General features: G+C 62.7%; 12 protein-coding genes. 3 read left to right on the top strand and 9 right to left on the bottom strand.

What is annotated here, in order from left to right:
- Positions 1 to 217 precede the first annotated feature (217 nt).
- Entirely contained in the window at positions 218 to 958 is a 741-nt protein-coding gene (rpsB, locus tag ACTNBU_RS07360) for a 30S ribosomal protein S2 (RefSeq protein WP_441032236.1), read from the top strand.
- A 66-nt stretch (positions 959 to 1,024) separates the two neighbouring features.
- Positions 1,025 to 1,939 carry a translation elongation factor Ts gene (tsf, locus tag ACTNBU_RS07355; protein ID WP_441032234.1) on the top strand — a complete coding sequence of 305 codons (915 nt, stop codon included), beginning with the start codon at positions 1,025 to 1,027 and terminating at the stop codon, positions 1,937 to 1,939.
- Positions 1,940 to 2,082: 143 nt separating this feature from the next.
- On the opposite strand, the gene ACTNBU_RS07350 is transcribed toward tsf, so the two are convergent.
- The gene (locus ACTNBU_RS07350) at positions 2,083 to 4,185 is read right to left on the bottom strand and encodes an S-layer homology domain-containing protein (RefSeq protein WP_441032232.1); all 2,103 of its coding nucleotides are present in this window, start codon (positions 4,183 to 4,185) and stop codon (positions 2,083 to 2,085) included.
- Positions 4,186 to 4,339: 154 nt separating this feature from the next.
- Between ACTNBU_RS07350 and ACTNBU_RS07345 the strand changes: the two genes are divergently transcribed.
- A complete protein-coding gene (locus tag ACTNBU_RS07345; protein WP_441032230.1) occupies positions 4,340 to 4,750 on the top strand; it encodes a PaaI family thioesterase in 411 nt (136 codons plus the stop codon).
- Between the two features lie 329 nt (positions 4,751 to 5,079).
- On the opposite strand, the gene ACTNBU_RS07340 is transcribed toward ACTNBU_RS07345, so the two are convergent.
- The 8 genes from ACTNBU_RS07340 to ACTNBU_RS07305 all read right to left on the bottom strand — a co-directional run.
- Positions 5,080 to 6,780: a glutamine--tRNA ligase/YqeY domain fusion protein gene (locus ACTNBU_RS07340; protein ID WP_441032228.1), complete on the bottom strand. Its 1,701-nt coding sequence runs from the start codon at positions 6,778 to 6,780 to the stop codon at positions 5,080 to 5,082.
- 282 nt (positions 6,781 to 7,062) lie between these two features.
- On the bottom strand, positions 7,063 to 7,317 hold the full coding sequence (locus ACTNBU_RS07335) for a DUF6514 family protein (protein ID WP_441032226.1): 255 nt from the start codon (positions 7,315 to 7,317) through the stop codon (positions 7,063 to 7,065).
- 227 nt (positions 7,318 to 7,544) lie between these two features.
- Positions 7,545 to 8,150, bottom strand: a complete 606-nt coding sequence (locus ACTNBU_RS07330) for a toprim domain-containing protein (protein ID WP_441032224.1) — start codon at positions 8,148 to 8,150, stop codon at positions 7,545 to 7,547.
- On the bottom strand, positions 8,147 to 9,211 hold the full coding sequence (gene holA / locus ACTNBU_RS07325; protein WP_441032222.1) for a DNA polymerase III subunit delta: 1,065 nt from the start codon (positions 9,209 to 9,211) through the stop codon (positions 8,147 to 8,149). The genes ACTNBU_RS07330 and holA overlap by 4 nt, the downstream gene beginning before the upstream one ends.
- A gap of 12 nt (positions 9,212 to 9,223) precedes the next feature.
- Entirely contained in the window at positions 9,224 to 11,485 is a 2,262-nt protein-coding gene (locus tag ACTNBU_RS07320; protein ID WP_441032220.1) for a DNA internalization-related competence protein ComEC/Rec2, read from the bottom strand.
- Complete coding sequence (locus ACTNBU_RS07315; protein ID WP_441032219.1) at positions 11,482 to 11,703, bottom strand: helix-turn-helix domain-containing protein; 222 nt, start codon at positions 11,701 to 11,703, stop codon at positions 11,482 to 11,484. The genes ACTNBU_RS07320 and ACTNBU_RS07315 overlap by 4 nt, the downstream gene beginning before the upstream one ends.
- Before the next feature lie 367 nt (positions 11,704 to 12,070).
- Entirely contained in the window at positions 12,071 to 16,084 is a 4,014-nt protein-coding gene (locus ACTNBU_RS07310) for a PolC-type DNA polymerase III (protein WP_441032217.1), read from the bottom strand.
- 18 nt (positions 16,085 to 16,102) lie between these two features.
- Positions 16,103 to 16,307: hypothetical protein (locus ACTNBU_RS07305; protein ID WP_441032215.1), on the bottom strand; the 205-nt coding region annotated here is incomplete at its 5' end.

Below are 16,307 nucleotides of genomic sequence, written 5' to 3'. Positions count from 1 at the left end.
GCGGTCAGGACCGCTCAAACCCCGATTTTTTCCTGATTTTCAGCTGATTTTTTGGAAAAAACTCTTGCAACGCAAGGGCTCTTGTGCTATTATATTTCAGCATTCCGCATGGCCGCGGACTTGCCGCCTGTGTCCGGCTGGGAAATTCTCCCTCCGGGTTAGCGGGATGGATGATGCGGCCAGAGGTAAAAACTAAAATGAAAAGAGGAAACTAACAATGGCAAATTCTAGCGTCGTATCCATGAAGGCCCTGCTGGAGGCAGGCGTCCACTTCGGTCACCAGACCCGCCGGTGGAACCCCAAGATGGCTCCCTATATCTACACCGAGCGCAACGGCATCTATATCGTGGACCTGCAGAAGACCGTCCGCAAGCTGGAGGAGGCTTACAACTTCGTCCGTGAGCTGTCTGCCAGCGGCCAGTCCCTGCTGTTCGTGGGCACCAAGAAGCAGGCTCAGGAGGCTATCCGCGAGGAGGCCACCCGCTGTGGTCAGTACTATGTCAACGCCCGCTGGCTGGGCGGCATGATGACCAACTTCAAGACCATGCGCACCCGCGTGGACCGTCTGCATCAGCTGAAGGCCATGCAGGAGGACGGCACCTTCGACATGCTGCCCAAGAAGGAAGTCATGAAGCACCTGGGCGAGATCGCCAAGCTGGAAAAGTACCTGGGCGGCGTTGAGAACATGAAGACCCTGCCCGGTGCCCTGTTCATCGTGGACACCCGCAAGGAGCGCAACGCCATCGCCGAGGCTCACAAGCTGGGCATCCCCGTGGTGGCCATCGCCGACACCAACTGCGATCCCGACGAGATCGACTACGTCATCCCCGGCAACGACGACGCCATCCGCGCTATCAAGCTGATCTCCTCCATCATGGCCAACGCCGTTCTGGAGGGCAAGCAGGGCGAGCAGATGGAAGAGGCCGCCGCGGAGAAGACCGAGGAGGCCGCGGAGTAATCCGTCCCCTTTTGTGACACGCTAAGCGCGACGCGCGCTCATACTGATATATGGAGGAATTGTAAAATGGCTTTTACTGCTGCAGATGTTAAGAACCTGCGCGAAATGACCGGCGCCGGCATGATGGACTGCAAGAAGGCTCTGACCGCCGCCGAGGGCAACATCGACAAGGCTGTGGAGTGGCTGCGCGAGAAGGGCATCGCCGCTTCCGCCAAGAAGGCCTCCCGCATCGCCGCCGAGGGCATGGCTTACGCCGGCGTCATCGACGGCATCGGCGTGGTGGTCGAGGTCAACGCCGAGACCGACTTCGTGGGCAAGAACGAGAAGTTCGTGGAGTTCGTCAAGGGCGTGGCCGCTACCGTCGCCAAGGAGAACCCCGCTGATCTGGACGCTCTGATGGAGTGCAAGTACGAGGGTACCGACCTGACCGTCACCCAGCAGCAGCAGGAGATGGTCCTGGTCATCGGCGAGAACATCAAGGTCCGCCGCTTCGCCCGTTTCGCCGATGGCGTCTCTGTTCCCTATATCCACGCCGGCGGCAAGATCGGCGTGCTGGTGAACCTGGAGGTCACCGGCGGCATCGACGCCACCGAGATTGGCAAGGACGTGGCCATGCAGATCGCCGCTCTGAATCCCCGTTTCTGGGATAAGTCCCAGGTCACCCAGGACGTCCTGGACGAGGAGAAGAAGATCATGATGGTCCAGATGGCCAACGATCCCAAGATGGCCAACAAGCCCGAGCAGGTCCGTGAGAAGATCGTTCTGGGCAAGCTGAACAAGTTCTACGCTGAGAACTGCCTGCTGCAGCAGGAGTTCGTCAAGGACAACTCCATGAGCGTGGAGAAGTATATCGCCGCCGCTGCCAAGGCTCTGGGCGGCACCGTCACCTTCAAGGACGCCGTGCGTTTCGAGAAGGGCGAGGGCATCGAGAAGAAGCAGGAGAACTTCGCCGAGGAGATCGCCTCCATGGTGAAGGGCTGATTCCCGACAATCAGGCAGATCGAACGGGCAGACGCAGCTGCGTCCGCCCGTTTCTGATCCCTTTGACCCGCGCTTTGCTTTTCCGGGAAAAGCGCCCCCGCCGCAGATGCGGCGGGGGCGCTGTCGTTACGCTCTGCTGTTCCTCAGATGTTCTGATACCGCTGGAGCATCACCACGGCCTGGGCGCGGGTGACGCCGCCTCTGGGGTCCAGGGAGCCGTCGGTCTTGCCGGAGATGACGCCGTTCATAGTCAGCCAGCACAGGGGCTCGTAGGCGAAGCCGCTGACCTGCTGGGCGTCCGTGTAGTCCAGCGGGAAGGCCCAGGTGCCGATGAAGCCCCGGCCCTCGCCCTGGGCGTACCGGTACAGGATGGCCGCAAACTGCTCACGGGTGACGGGATCGCCCACGCCGAAGGCGCCGTTCTCATAGCCCTGCACCACGCCGCAGGAGGCCGCCCAGCGGACTGCCTCGGCGCAGTAGGTATCCTCCGCCACATCGGAGAACTGCATGGCGTAGTTCACCACAGGGCTGCCTGCCAGCCGCCACAGGACCGTCACCGCCTGGCCTCGGGTCAGGGTGCCGTCCGGGGTAAAGGCGGCGGCGGAGGTGCCGGAGACGATGCCGTTCTCATAGGCGAATTTCACCGCGTCGTAGCACCAGCTGTCGGCCGTCACGTCGGAGAAGGGCAGGTCGGAGTCCCCCTCCCCGGCGGCGGAGATTCCGCTGAAGAAGTTGGCGCCAGCCGTCACGGCGAACAGCTTGGTGCGGGTGCCGCTCTGCTGCGCTCCGCCGAAGCCGTCGGGACGGAAGCCGCCCTCATGGGCGCCGTCCGGCGGCAGCATGCCCTCCGGACGCTGTCCGTCAGGCGCGCCGCCCTGGGGAGGCTCCGGCATGTTCTCAGGCCGCTGTCCGCCCTCGAGACGCTGGAACTGGGACGGATCAAAGCCCTCGGGCGGTTCCATATCCGGCTTGCCCATGCCGCCGCGGCCGCCCATGCCCTGGCCGGCAACGCCCGCCAACTGGGTGTCTCCCTGCCAGAGGGTGTAGGTCCCGGCGGTCAGTTCCGGGGAGGCGTACACCAGATAGGTGAAGTCATTGGCCGGCGCGAAGTCCGCCACGGTCTCCCCCGCCGCGTTTTTCAGGGCGTACTCGGTGCCTCCGGACTGGCGCTGGGCAAAGGAGAACACGGCATAGGCGGCGTCTCCCTCCACGCGGTCGTACATATTTCCGCTGGCGACGACGGTGCCGCCATTGACGTAGGTGCCCATGTCGGAGTCGATGCCGGCGTCCATGCTGGAGCCGCAGGCGGCGGCGATGACGGTGCCGCCGTTGATGACCAGCCAGCCGTTGGAGTCGATGCCGTCGCCCTCCCCCATCTTGCCGGTGACGGTGATGGTGACCGCGCCGCCGTTGATGGTGGTGACGGAGATGCCGTCCTCATTGGTGTTGATGCCGTCGTTGCCGGAGCGGATGTTGATCTTGCCGCCGTTGATGGTCAGGTGCAGCTCCGCGTCCAGGCCCTCGTTTTCCGCGTTGATGTTCAGCACACCGGTGCCCTTCTCCCCGCCGTCCACGTTCATGGACATCTTGGAGTAGAACGCGCCGTCGTACTTGTGGAGTTTTTTGTTGTCCACCACTTCGGTACCGTCCTCGCTGAGGGTGTAAGACTTGTAGATCCGGGCAACATAAGAGCCGGTGATGTTGTTGACGGTGCCGTCGGCAATGATGACGTTGGCGCCCGCCGCGGAGGCATCCACGTCCCTGGACGCCTGGTCCTCGTCGGTGGAGCCGCACTCATAGACGTTGTAGAAGATGACCGCCGGGGCCACGGTGCAGGTGACGTCCACGCCGTTGAGGATCAGCGTTACCACGGCGTCCGGATCGTCCTCTGCGTCCTTCCCCAGGTCCACGGCGATCTGTCCGGCGGACAGACTGCCGCTGAGGGAGTAGGTGCCGGGCTGGGTAATATGGACCACGGTGTGGGCCGCCGCCTCGGCGGCGTCGTGCTCGTCGGCCGCCGTTCCCTCGCCGTAGGTGAAGCCCTTGCCGGACTCGTAGTACACGATGTCATGGGCGGTGTAGACGGCGGCGGTCTCGTCGGTGGAGACTGTCTTCCCGTCCACGGTGATTTTGCTGTCGGACAGGCGGATGGCCGTCGCCTTCTCCGTGTCCGCCGCAAGGGCGGAGAGGCTCAGGCAGGATGCCGCCAGGGCCAGCAACAGCATCGCAGAGAGCAGTTTTTTCATAAGCTGATTCCCTCTTTCCCAGTTTGATTTAAGGTTACTATAAAAAAGGAAGCTGAAAATTCCCTGAAAGCCGGAGCAACTTTTGAAAAAGTTTGACGCCCGCCGGAAAGGGGCGTATCATCAGAGCCAGAAACAAATTTGACGGAGGACCGCTATGGACTATCAGAAGATCAAAAATTTCCGGAATGACCGCTCTCCCTTCGCTCACCGTATGGGCATTGTGGTGGAGCAGGTGGGGCCCGGCTACGCCCGGACGGTGAAGACCATCACGGAGGAGGACCTGAATCCCCTGGGACGCGCCCACGGCGCGGTGCTGTTCGCCGTGGCGGACACCGCCTGTGGCTCCGCCGCCGCCTCCTACGGCTTCCAGGCCGTCACCCTCAACGCCTCCTACAACTTCCTGCGGGGGGCCGCGGTGGGGGACGTCATCACCGCCGAAGCCAGGGAGGTCAAGCACGGCGCCACCATCAGCGTCTACGACACCCTGCTGTCCGATCAGTCCGGCAAGCCCGTGGGCAGCGCCACCATGACCTTCTATACCCTGGACAAGCCGCTGGACCTGTGACGGAGCGGCATAACCGCAGTTTCATTTGATGCAAAGGCCCCGGAGGGACATTCCCTCCGGGGCCTCAGGCTGTCGAAAAAGTCCGATGGACTTTTTCGACAGCCTTCACAATGCCTCGCTTTTCTGCCCGCGCAGCGGGCCGAAAAGCTGCCGCTGCGCGGCGCAAACGCCTGCTGACACAGGCTTTTTGCAGGCATTCAATCCAACACGAGGGGGCTCCCGCCCCCTCGTACTCCCCCTGCAAAAAAGGACTCTTTTCCTTCAGACAGGGTTTTTCGACAAGCTGAGGCCCCGGAGGGACATTCCCTCCGGGGCCTTTTTGGTTCTCTTTACTTTTTGAAGCTGTCTTTCAGGCTGACGCTGCGGTTGAACACCAGATGGCCCGGCTTGGAGTCCTTGCTGTCCAGGCAGAAGTAGCCCAGGCGCATGAACTGGAAGTTGGCGGGAGCCACGGCGTCCTTCAGCCCCGCCTCCACCTTGCAGCCGGTGAGGACCTGCAGGGAGTCGGGATTCAGGCAGTCCAGGAAGTTCTTGTCCGGGCCATCGGGGTCCGGATCGGTGAACAGGTTGTCGTACAGGCGGACCTCGGCGTCCACGGCGGTGCCGGCGTCCACCCAGTGGAGGGTAGCGCCCTTCACCTTCCGGCCGTCGGCGGGATCGCCGCCCCGGCTGTCGGGATCGTACTCGCACAGGACCTCCGTCACGTTGCCGTCATCGTCCTTCACGCAGCCGGTGCACTTCACCAGATACGCGCCCTTCAGGCGGCACTCCGGGCCGTTGGGATACAGGCGCTTGTACTTGGGCACCGGCGTCTCCAGGAAGTCGTCGGCCTCGATATACAGGTGCCGGGAGAAGGCGACGGGATGGGTGCCCTCCTCGGGATGGACGGGGTTGTTCTCCACGTCGAAGGTCTCCGTCTGCCCCTCGGGATAGTTGGTGACCGTCAGGCGGATGGGATGCAGCACCGCCATGACCCGCTCCGCCTTCTCGTTCAGGTCCTCCCGGAGGCAGTGCTCCAGGAAGCCGTAGGAGATGACAGAGGGCGCCTTGGCCACGCCGATGCGCTCGCAGAAGTTCCGGATGGACTGGGGGGTGTAGCCCCGGCGGCGCAGGCCGCAGAGGGTGGGCATCCGGGGATCGTCCCAGCCGGAGACGCGGTGTTCCTCCACCAGCTGGCGCAGCTTCCGCTTGCTCATGACGGTGTGATCGATGTTCAGACGGGCGAACTCGATCTGACGGGGCTTGTGATAGGGGATGGAGACGTTGTTCACCACCCAGTCGTACAGGGGACGGTGCTCCTCATACTCCAGGGAGCAGAGGGAGTGGGTGATGCCCTCCAGCGCATCCTGAATGGGGTGGGCGAAGTCGTACATGGGGAAGATGCACCACTTGTCCCCCTGACGGTGATGGTGGATATACCGGATGCGGTACAGCACCGGATCCCGCAGGTTGAAGTTGCCGGAGGCCAGATCGATCTTGGCCCGCAGGGTCTTGGAGCCCTCCGGGAACTCGCCGTTCCGCATCCGCTCAAACAGGTCCAGGCTCTCCTCGATGGGCCGGTCCCGGTAGGGGCTGACGGCGGGGATGCCCACGTCGCCCCGGTTGGCCTTGAATTCCTCCGGGGACAGCTCGCACACGTAGGCCAGACCCTTTTTGATCAGCTCCACGGCGTACTGATAGTCCTGCTCAAAATAGTCGGAGCCGTAGAAGAAGCGGTCGCCCCAGTCGAAGCCCAGCCAGTGGATGTCCTCCTTGATGGCGTCCACGTACTCCGTGTCCTCCTTGGAGGGGTTGGTATCGTCCATGCGGAGATTGCAGATGCCGCCGTACTTCTCAGCAGTGCCAAAGTCGATGGTCAGCGCCTTGCAGTGGCCGATATGCAGATATCCGTTGGGCTCCGGCGGGAACCGGGTGTGAACGGTCATGCCCTCGTACTGTCCGCCGGGGCCGATATCCTCGTCAATGAAAGCGTGGATGAAATTCCGGCTCTCTCCGGATTCCATCTCCGGCGTCTTGATGTCTTCTGCCATACGCGGTCCTTCCCTTCGTTCTCATTTGTAATGTGAAAATGATTGGACATTATTATACAGAATCCCATCTGAAATTACAAGGGGAAAAACGACAGTCTCTCGGCCTTTCCGGGACTTTCGCCCATACGCTTTGTCCGAGGCCGACCGGTCTCCCTTTTCTAGCTGCGCTCTCCGGGAAGCGGTGTATGAAAGTGCGCTGCGGAATGCCGCAGGCGGAGCCGCCGAAACAGAGCAGGAGAGGGACGGATGCTCCGCCCCTCTCCTTGTTTGTCTATCACCAGGTCACAGTTCCCCCAACCAATCCTCCAGGATATCTCTCAGCGTCACAGGCGTCACGAGACCCTCCACCAGTTTTCCCATCAGGCTCTGCATCCCCGGCCGGGATACGGTCACGTCCTGGAAGACCGCCGTCTCCCCATCCGCACCGCTGATCCGGACGCCATAGCGTTCTTCGTCGCTGGTCAGTTCCTCAGCCAGCAGCGCATAGGTGAACAGCGTCCCCTGAATGGTCCTCTCTCCTATCAGACGTTCACGCATAGCAGGTCCTTTCCTTTCTTCTCCAACGGATACCGTCTTCTCCCAAACACTTTACTCAGCTTCCTGTATGCGGCGGCCCCTCCGGAAAGGAGTCCGTCATTGATTGTTTCCAGTATAAGGTTGCGCATACACCGAAATTTGTCGAAAAATGTCGAAAAAAGAAAAAGTCAAACAAAACTTTAACGGCCCGAAAGATCACTTCCGGGCCGTCAGTCTCTCTCGCGCTTTTAAAACAGGTCGCTCAGGTCCTCCGTGAGCCGCTCCACATCCTCCCTGGAATACAGGAGATTCAGCACCTCCAGCATCCCCCGGCTGTTCAGATGCTCCGGCAGCTCCAGCCGCTTCAGCAGCGCCTGACGCCGCCGGGAGGAGTCCTCTCCGCCGGTCAGGCCCCATGCGAACAGGTCCGCCTGGGTGATGGGATCGCCTGTCGAAAAATCGGTTTTTTCGTCGTCTTCAAAGGTAACACCTGCCCGGCGCAGAGCCTCCAGCAGCACCTCCGGGCGCATGCCCTCCACCCCCAGCTTTCCCTCTTTGCCGGGGGCCCGCTTCCGGCGCTCCTTGCCGTAGATGTCGGGGATATACGCCTGCTTCACCTGTTCCTTCGGCAGAGCGCCCCTCAGATAGTTCCGGATCTGGAACCCGGCGCCGTCGCTGTCCGTCAGGATGACGAGGCCCCTTGCCGCCGCCAGACGCCGCAGCAGTGCCAGCTTCTCACGGTCGTTGAACACGGAGAAGCCGTTCAGCGTCACCACCGTAGCGTCCACGACCTGGGACAGGGTGCTCTTGTCGTAGCGGCCCTCCACCACGATGACCTCCCGCAGCTTCCTCATTTCTTCTGCGCCCCCAAACGCACCAGCAGGAGCTTCAGCTCTCCCACATCGTCAATGCCCCGCTCGCTCTTCAGCCGCAGATCCAGGGTCTGGCACTGCTTCACCGCGTCGGCGCACCAGTCCCGGCTGGCCCGCTTCGCGGCGGACAGCCACAGCTTCACCGGATAGTCGGACTTCATGCCCCACAGCTCCATGAGCCAGTACTTGTCCTTCCCGCTGTCGATGGCCAGACGGGCGGTGTAGATCCGCCGCAGCTGGCTCCCCAGGGCGGCGTTGATCTGGATGGGGTCCGTCTGCATCTTCAGAAGATCGCCCATCAGCCGGGCCGCCTCGTCATAGTCCCCCCGCAGCACCGCGTCGGACATCTTGAACACCTCCGCGGACAGCACCGGGTCCGCCACAGCGTCGATGTCCCGCTGAGTGATGGTCTTCCCCCTGGCGTAGGTGCCGATCTTCGTGATCTCCGGCACCAGGCCGGTCATCAGGCCGCCGCAGGTGAAGATCAGATACTCCGCCGTCTGGCGGTCGATGTCCTTGTCCAGCGCCCGGAAACGCCGCATGATCCAGGGCACCAGGTCGCTGCTGTCCTGGGGACGGAACTCCACCGCCTGGACGTACTTCCCCAGAGCGGCGCACAGCTTTTTCATGGTCCGGTTGGGCTTGTACTCAATGGTGTCGTAGACGAACACGATGCAGCAGTAGGGCGGAATGTCCTCCAGCAGGGCCATGAGCCGCTCCCGCTGCTCCTCCGGCAGCTTGAACAGATCCATGTCCGTGACCGTCAGCAGCGTCCGCTCCGACAGCATGGGCATGGCCTCCGCCATCTCCCCCAGGGCCTGGACGGTGGTGTCCTTCCCCTCCAGGGCGTGGTAGTTGAACTCCTCGAAGCCGGCGGGCACCAGCTTCTTCCGCAGTTCCCCCAGATAGTACTCCCGGAGATAGCTCTCCTCTCCGTAAAAGATATAGGCGTTCCCCACCGTTCCGGCGGACAGGTCCGCCTTCAGCTTTTGAAAGCTCTCGTCGGCCTTGGAGGCCTTTGTGGTCTTCTTTGCGTATGCCATGGCTGGAATTCCTCAATTCACTGTAATATGGATATTTCCCTGCCGGTCCGTGCGGTATACCTCCGCCCCCGCTTCCAGGAGCCGCCCCAGGGTCTCACCGGCCGGATGTCCGTAGGCGTTTCCGGCGCCCACGCTGATGATGGCCGTCTCGGGCCGCAGCGTCTCCAGCAGTTCCCGGGAGGCGGCGTTCTTGGAGCCGTGGTGGCCCACTACCAGCGCCTCAATGTCCGGCAGGCCGTACCGGTTCAGCAGCGTCCGCTCTGTGGCGCTGTCCATGTCGCCGGTGACCAGCAGGTCGTAGTCCTCCGATGTCACCAGACAACTCAGGCCACTCTGGTTATCGCTTTTCCGTCCCACCGGCGGATAGACGGTGAGGACGGCGTCTCCCAGTTCCAGGGTACGCCGCTGCCGGACGAACTCCACCGTCACGCCGCACCGCTCCGCTGCCGACAGCACTGTCTCCCGGAGGCCGCTGTCGTCCTCTACGTCCGGCACCAGCAGCGTCTCCACCCGGAGACGCGCCAGCACGTCCACCACGCCGGAGACGTGGTCGTAGTCGTAATGGGTCAGCAGCAGATCATCCAGCCGGAAGCAGCACCGGCTTTGGAGGGTGTCGGCGGCCAACTGTCCGGCGTCGTACCAGCTGCTGCCGCTGCCGCAGTCGATGAGGGCGAAGTGCCCGCCGGAGGACAGCACCGTGCAGGCCCCCTGCCCCACGTCCAGAACGGTGACGTCCAGCCGTCCGGCGGTACATTGGTCGGTCCAGGCGGAGACCGTCGCCGCCAGGGTCACTCCCGACAGCACCACGGCAGTGGTGTATTTCAGCCGGGCCCCGCCCCGCAGCACGTACGCCAGTCCGAACAGCAGATAGACAAAGGCCAGCCAGTATTTCAGATACGGATCACTGAAATACACGGCGTGCCAGGGGATCCGGGAGATCCCCGCGGCCACCCACAGGATATACCGGGTCAGCAGACCGGGCAGGATGGCCAGAACGCTTCCCAATGCCGGACAGAACAGCCCCGTCACGGCGGCCAGCAGCCCCATGCCGAAGACCACCCCCGCCGCCGGCAGGCACAGCAGATTGCTCACCGGCACGGCGAGCACGAAGATATTGAAATACGCCGCCGTCAGCGGCACGGTGAACACCATGGCCCCCAGGGAGGCGGACAGACTGCCCGCCAGAAACCGAACGATCCGTCCGGGCCGCTTCCGTTTCCCCAACAGACCGCGGTACACCTTCGGCGTCAACCACAGGATGCCCGCCACCGCTCCAAAGCTCAGCTGAAGGCTGACGGAGGCGGCGGCAAAGGGATTCTGCACCAGGATCAGGAACAGAGCCGCGGACAGTGCGGTAGGTCCGTCGCTCTCCCGCCGGAACAGAGGCGCCGACAGCAGGAAGATCATCATGACGCAGGCCCGGACCACAGAGGGGGACGCCCCCGTCAGCACTGTGTAGAACAGCAGCACAGGGATGGCCAGCGCCGCTCTCAGGCGGCGCCGCTGATACCCCAGCAGAACCGTCACCATGGACAGCAGGAACGCGCAGTGCATCCCCGACACCGCCAGCAGATGAAGCAGCCCCGCCTCGGACAGTGCGATGGAGTCCTCCGCCGGAAGGCCGCTGCGGTCGCCGGTGAGGATAGCTGCCAGAAACGGTGCCGTCTTTGCATCAAAGACTGTGGAGATGCTGTCCCGCAGGGCCTGTCCCAGCCGGGCGGGCCACCAGCGGGGCGACCGGGCGCTGCCCTCCCCCGCCGTCAGCTCATCCCCACCGTAGGCCAGGAGATAGACGCCGTTGGAGGTGAAGACTGTCAGATCGTCCTCCCGGATGTGGGCGGCGCTGCGGAGGGACACATCTCCGGTGATGGTATTGCCGGGCCGCAGCTCCAGCAGGGACTCGTCCCCATAGAAGACGGCCTTTCCGAACCGCAGGTCCGACAGCTTCAGCCGCACCGTGACCTTGGCGCCGTACCGGGCGGTCTCGGGATACTCCAGCACCGTCATGGTGACGCCGGTCCGCTCCGTCCCCGCCAACGCCTCCGCCGGCGCCTGGACGGCGGCGGTGTAGGCCCAGTCATAGGCCAACGCCAGCCCCAGTCCGGCGCAGATCAGGAAGAGCCGCAGCCGGGCATGGCCGCGCAGGAAAAAGCCCCCGCCCATCAGGGCGAGACAGACTGCGGCCAGAGGCAGCAGCCACTGGCCGGGCAGAACAAATTGAGCCAGAAAGATCCCGCCGGAAAACGCGCCCGCGAAGACCGCCAGCCGTCTCATCGTTTCCCCGGCGGCGTGGGGTCATCCGTCCGCCCCAGCAGGTAATCCGTGCTGACCTTGTAGTAATCCGCCAGCTTGACTAAAAGGGATACCGGGATCTCACGGGTCCCCTTCTCATAGCGCCGGTATACATTGGGATGGATGCCCAGATATTCGGCAATCTCTTTCTGCGTGATATCGCCGTCTTCCCGCAGGTCATAAATTCTTCTGAAATACAACCAGACCACCTCAAAATGAGGTTACCATTTGGTTGCTTTTATATTCAGAAAGTGAACCGTTTGGGTTGTTTTAAGGTGCAAGTCACGTCCCGCTGCACCAAGGTGCAGCGAGACGGACGCGAGAAAGGAAGCCAGGGAACCGCAGGTTCCCACACCTTTCGCCTCTGGCGAAAGGTGCAAAGGAAAAGGGCCAGGAAAAACCTTCGGTTTTTCCGGTTGCTTTGCCCGCGGGCAAAGCAATCTGTCGTAATCATTTTTCCGGCGGCGTGTACGTCGGAAAAATACATTGACCCCAGCCGCCGTGGGCGGCGACACCAGTCCGCAGACTGGTGAGGGGGAATCTAAAGGGGGGGACGAAGTCCCCTCTTTAAAACAAGGTCAGTTGGCTGGTATCCGCCATCCCCGCGAAGGCCCCCAGTTTCTTCAGCTGCTCGATGTGGGTCTTGGACAGTTTGTTGCAGCAGGCGGCGAACTCCTCGACGGACACGAACTTCTTTCCCTTCCGCTTCTCCACCGTGTCCAGCGCCGCCGACTCACCCAGTCCGTGGACGGAGGTGAAGGGCGGCAGCAGGCCGTTTTCCACCACCTTGAACTTGGTGGCCTCGGACTCGTAGATGTCGATGGTGTTGAAGGTGAAGCCCCGGAGGTAGAACTCGTAGCACACCTCCAGCGTGGTCATCAGGTCCTGCTCCACGGCGGTGGCGTCCTTGTTGTTCTCGATCTCCCGGATCTTCCGCTTCACCGCGTCCAGTCCGGCGCAGCAGTACTCCGCGTCGAAGGCCTTGGCCCGGACCGTGAAGAACGTGGCGTAGAAGGCCAAGGGCTTGTGGACCTTGAACCAGGCGATGCGGTAGGCCATGGTGACGTAAGCCACGGCGTGGGCCTTGGGGAACAGATAGCCGATCTTGCTGAGGGACTCGATGTACCAGTCCGGCACATCGTGCTCCTTCATGGTGTCCACCCAGCCGTCCTGGAAACCGCCCTTCTTCACCTTGCCTTTTCGCACCGCCTCCATGATCTTGAAGGAGGTCTTGGCGTCCACGCCCTGGGAGATGAGGTACAGCATGATGTCGTCGCGGCAGCCCACCGTCTCCAGAACGGAGGCGGTGCCGCTGACGATCAGCTCCCGGGCGTTGCCCAGCCACACGTCCGTGCCGTGGGAGAAGCCGGACAGACGCACCAGCGTGTTGAAGTCCTTGGGCTGGGTGTCCATCAGCATCTGCCGGGTGAACCGGGTGTTGAACTCCGGAATGGCCACGGCGCCGGTGGGGCCCAGGATCTCGTCATTCTCGTAGCCCAGGACCTTGCTGGAGGTGAAGATGGACATGGTGTCCGGATCGTCCAGAGCGATGTCCCGCCGGGCGTTGACGCCGGTGAGATCCTCCATCATGCGGACCATTGTGGGATCATCGTGTCCCAGCATGTCCAGCTTCAGGAGGTTGTCCTCCATGCAGTGGTATTCAAAATGGGTGGTGATGGTGTCGGAGCCGTCGTCATCCGCCGGGTGCTGGACGGCGCAGAAATCCTCCACGTCCAGGTCGTCGGGCACCACCACCAGGCCGCCGGGATGCTGGCCCGTGGTGCGCCGGACGCCCACGCAGCCCTGGGTGAGCCGGTTCTCCTCCGCCCTGCCGGCCACGATGCCGTTCTCCTCCAGATACTTCTTCACGAAGCCGAAGGCGGTCTTCTCCGCCAGGGTGCCAATGGTGCCCGCCCGGAACACCTGGGTCTGGCCGAACATCTCAATGGCGTGGCGGTGGGCCTTGGCCTGGTACTCGCCGGAGAAGTTCAGGTCGATATCCGGCACCTTGTCGCCGCCGAAGCCCAGGAACGTCTCGAAGGGGATGTCGAAGCCCTCTTTGGCGTATTTTGTGCCGCAGACGGGGCAGTTTTTGTCCGGCATGTCCACGCCGCAGCCGTAGGAGCCGTCCAGAATGAACTCCGTGTGGCGGCAGTTGGGGCAGCGGTAGTGGGGCGCCAGAGCGTTGACCTCCGTGATGCCGGCCATGTAGGCCACCAGCGAGGAGCCCACGGAACCTCGGGAGCCCACCAGATAGCCGTTCTCCAGGCTGCGCTGCACCAGCTTCTGGGCGCTCATGTAGATGACGTCGTAGCCCCGGCCCAGAATGCCGTTCAGCTCCGTCTCCAGACGCTTCTGCACCAGTTCCGGCAGGTCGTCGCCGTACAGCTCATGGGCCTTGCCCCAGACCATGTTGTACAGGTCCTCGTGGGAGTTCTCCAGCCGGGGCGGGAACAGGTGGCCCTTGGGCAGCAGCTCGATGGTCTCCACCGTGTCGGCGATGGCCCGGGGGTTCTTCACCACCACTTCGTAGGCCTTCTCCTTCCCCAGGTACTGGAACTCCTCCAGCATCTCGTCGGTGGTGCGGAAGTAGATGGGCAGGGACTCGTTGGCGTCGGGGAACTTCTTGGAGGCCAGAAGAATGTGGCGGTAGACCTCGTCCTCCGGCTCCTGGAAGTGGACGTCGCCGGTGGCGCAGACGGGCTTGCCCAGTTCCTCGCCCAGTTTGACGATGGTGCGGTTGAACTCCTTCAGCTCCTCCACAGAGCGGACGGTGCCGTCCCGCAGCATGAACATGTTGTTGCACAGGGGCTGGATCTCCAGATAGTCGTAGAAGGAGGCGATGCGCTTCAGCTCGTCCCAGTCCTTGTGGTCCACCACCGCCCGGAACAGCTCGCCCGCCTCGCAGGCCGCGCCGATGATGAGGCCCTCCCGGTGCTGCTTCAGGGCGCTCTTGGGAATGATGGGCACCCGCTTGAAGTATTTCAGGTTGGACAGGGAGATCAGCTGGTACAGGTTCTTCAGGCCCATCTTGTTCCGGGCCAGCAGGATGATGTGCCGGGGATGGCGGTTCACCTTGTTGCCCAGAGGGCGCAGCTTCTCCATCTCCCGGTTGATCTCCTGGAGGCGGTTGACGCCCCGCTCCCGGAGCATCTTCCAGAAGGGGATCAGCATATAGCCCACGGTGGCGCCGTCGTCCGACGCCCGGTGGTGGTTGAAGGCGGGCAGGTCCAACGCCTCCGCCACCACGTCCAGTTTGTACTTGCCCAGTCCCGGCAGCAGGTTCTGGGCCAGGATCAGGGAGTCGATATAGGTGGGGTGGAACTCCAGTCCCGTCTTCCGGCAGCCCTCCCGGATGAAGCTGATGTCGAACTCCGCGTTGTGGGCCGCCAGGGGCCGTCCGCCCACGAAGTTCAGGAAGTTGGTCAGGGCCTCCTTCAGCTGGGGCGCGCCCCGCAGCATGTCGTCGGTGATGCCCGTCAGGCCGATGATCTCCGGCGTCAGCTTCCGGTTGGGATTCACGAAGGTCTGGAAGCAGTCCTTCACCTCGCCGTGGCTCAGGATGACCGCGCCGATCTCGGTAATGGCCTCCCGGTTCACCTTCAGGCCGGTGGTCTCGATGTCGAAGCAGACGATCTCACCGTCCAGGTCGCAGTCCTGGTCGCCGTGGACGGCGATGCGGTCGTCCAGATTGTTGACGAAGTAGCCTTCCATTCCGTAGAGAATCTTGATCTTTCCCCCCGACGCCTTGGCGGCGTCCGGGAAGGACTGGACCACGCCGTGGTCCGTGATGGCGATGGCGGGGTGGCCCCATTTGATGGCCTGCTTCACCACGGAGCCGGTGTCCGTCAAAGCGTCCATGTTGCTCATGCGGGTGTGGAGATGCAGCTCCACACGCTTCTCCTCCGCCTTGTCCTCCCGGCCCTTGTGTTCGATGACGTTGACGTGATAGGGGTTCAGCTGGATGTCCTTGCCGTCCCAGGTGGGCTCCATCTTGCCCTGGACCATCAGCCACATTCCCGGCTGGACGGCGTTCCCGAAGCTCTCCGCCTCCTTGGCGCTGAGGTTCTTCTGGACGGTGACGGAGTTGGTGTAGTCCGTCATGTCGAAGCTGAGGCGCCACATGCCGGGCCGCCGGGTCTCCCGGCACTCCGCGGCGAAGACCTTTCCCGCCACAGTGGCGTTGCCCATTTTCAGGTTCAGCTCCTTCATGGGCACCGGCTTTCCCTTGATGGGATTGCCGAACAGGACGGAGGACACCTTCCGCTCCTCCTTCTTGCCGCCGTTGCCGGTGCTCTGTCCGCCGCCGGCGTCCGCCCGGAAGGACTCCGGCAGCGGCTGGTTCAGGCACTTGGCCCGGACACCCACCCGGGTAAAGCCGTATGTCACCCGGATCATCTCCTGAAGATCCTGGACATCCTGGTCCGGCAGCGGCTGCCGGGTGGTGACATCCACATCCATGGTGCTGGCCTTCTGGTCGATGACCGCGCCGGTGATAAAGGCCCCCGCCAGCCGAAGCTTCAGTTCCGGCGGCGGCAGCAGATCCGCGAACAGATTGAAAAATGGTATCTTCTGTGCCATCGAATTCTCTCCGTAATCTCAAAAACGTCCAAATAAGGAAAACACAGGAACGCGGCGCGGGTACCCGCGCCGCCACAGGCTGTCGAAAAAGTCCATAGACTTTTCCGACAGCCTGATTAATGTCAGTATTTCCGCACCCATATGCGGCCCGAAAATCTGCCGCTGTGCGGCGCAAACGCCTGCTAACGCAGGCTTTTTGCAGACATTCGATTCAATACGAAGG

Source organism: Dysosmobacter sp. HCP28S3_G4, from assembly GCF_052065175.1.
Taxonomy (GTDB): Bacteria; Bacillota; Clostridia; order Oscillospirales; family Oscillospiraceae; genus Oscillibacter.
Note: the sequence above shows the minus strand (reverse complement) of the source record. Positions and strands in the feature narration are given on the sequence as shown.

What these genes read in the sequence shown, in the direction of transcription:
- rpsB (WP_441032236.1), top strand. Translation starts at nt 218, where the DNA reads ATGGCAAATTCTAGCGTCGTATCCATGAAGGCCCTGCTGGAGGCAGGC.
- tsf (WP_441032234.1), top strand. Translation starts at nt 1,025, where the DNA reads ATGGCTTTTACTGCTGCAGATGTTAAGAACCTGCGCGAAATGACCGGC.
- ACTNBU_RS07350 (WP_441032232.1), bottom strand. Translation starts at nt 4,185, where the DNA reads ATGAAAAAACTGCTCTCTGCGATGCTGTTGCTGGCCCTGGCGGCATCC.
- ACTNBU_RS07345 (WP_441032230.1), top strand. Translation starts at nt 4,340, where the DNA reads ATGGACTATCAGAAGATCAAAAATTTCCGGAATGACCGCTCTCCCTTC.
- ACTNBU_RS07340 (WP_441032228.1), bottom strand. Translation starts at nt 6,780, where the DNA reads ATGGCAGAAGACATCAAGACGCCGGAGATGGAATCCGGAGAGAGCCGG.
- ACTNBU_RS07335 (WP_441032226.1), bottom strand. Translation starts at nt 7,317, where the DNA reads ATGCGTGAACGTCTGATAGGAGAGAGGACCATTCAGGGGACGCTGTTC.
- ACTNBU_RS07330 (WP_441032224.1), bottom strand. Translation starts at nt 8,150, where the DNA reads ATGAGGAAGCTGCGGGAGGTCATCGTGGTGGAGGGCCGCTACGACAAG.
- holA (WP_441032222.1), bottom strand. Translation starts at nt 9,211, where the DNA reads ATGGCATACGCAAAGAAGACCACAAAGGCCTCCAAGGCCGACGAGAGC.
- ACTNBU_RS07320 (WP_441032220.1), bottom strand. Translation starts at nt 11,485, where the DNA reads ATGAGACGGCTGGCGGTCTTCGCGGGCGCGTTTTCCGGCGGGATCTTT.
- ACTNBU_RS07310 (WP_441032217.1), bottom strand. Translation starts at nt 16,084, where the DNA reads ATGGCACAGAAGATACCATTTTTCAATCTGTTCGCGGATCTGCTGCCG.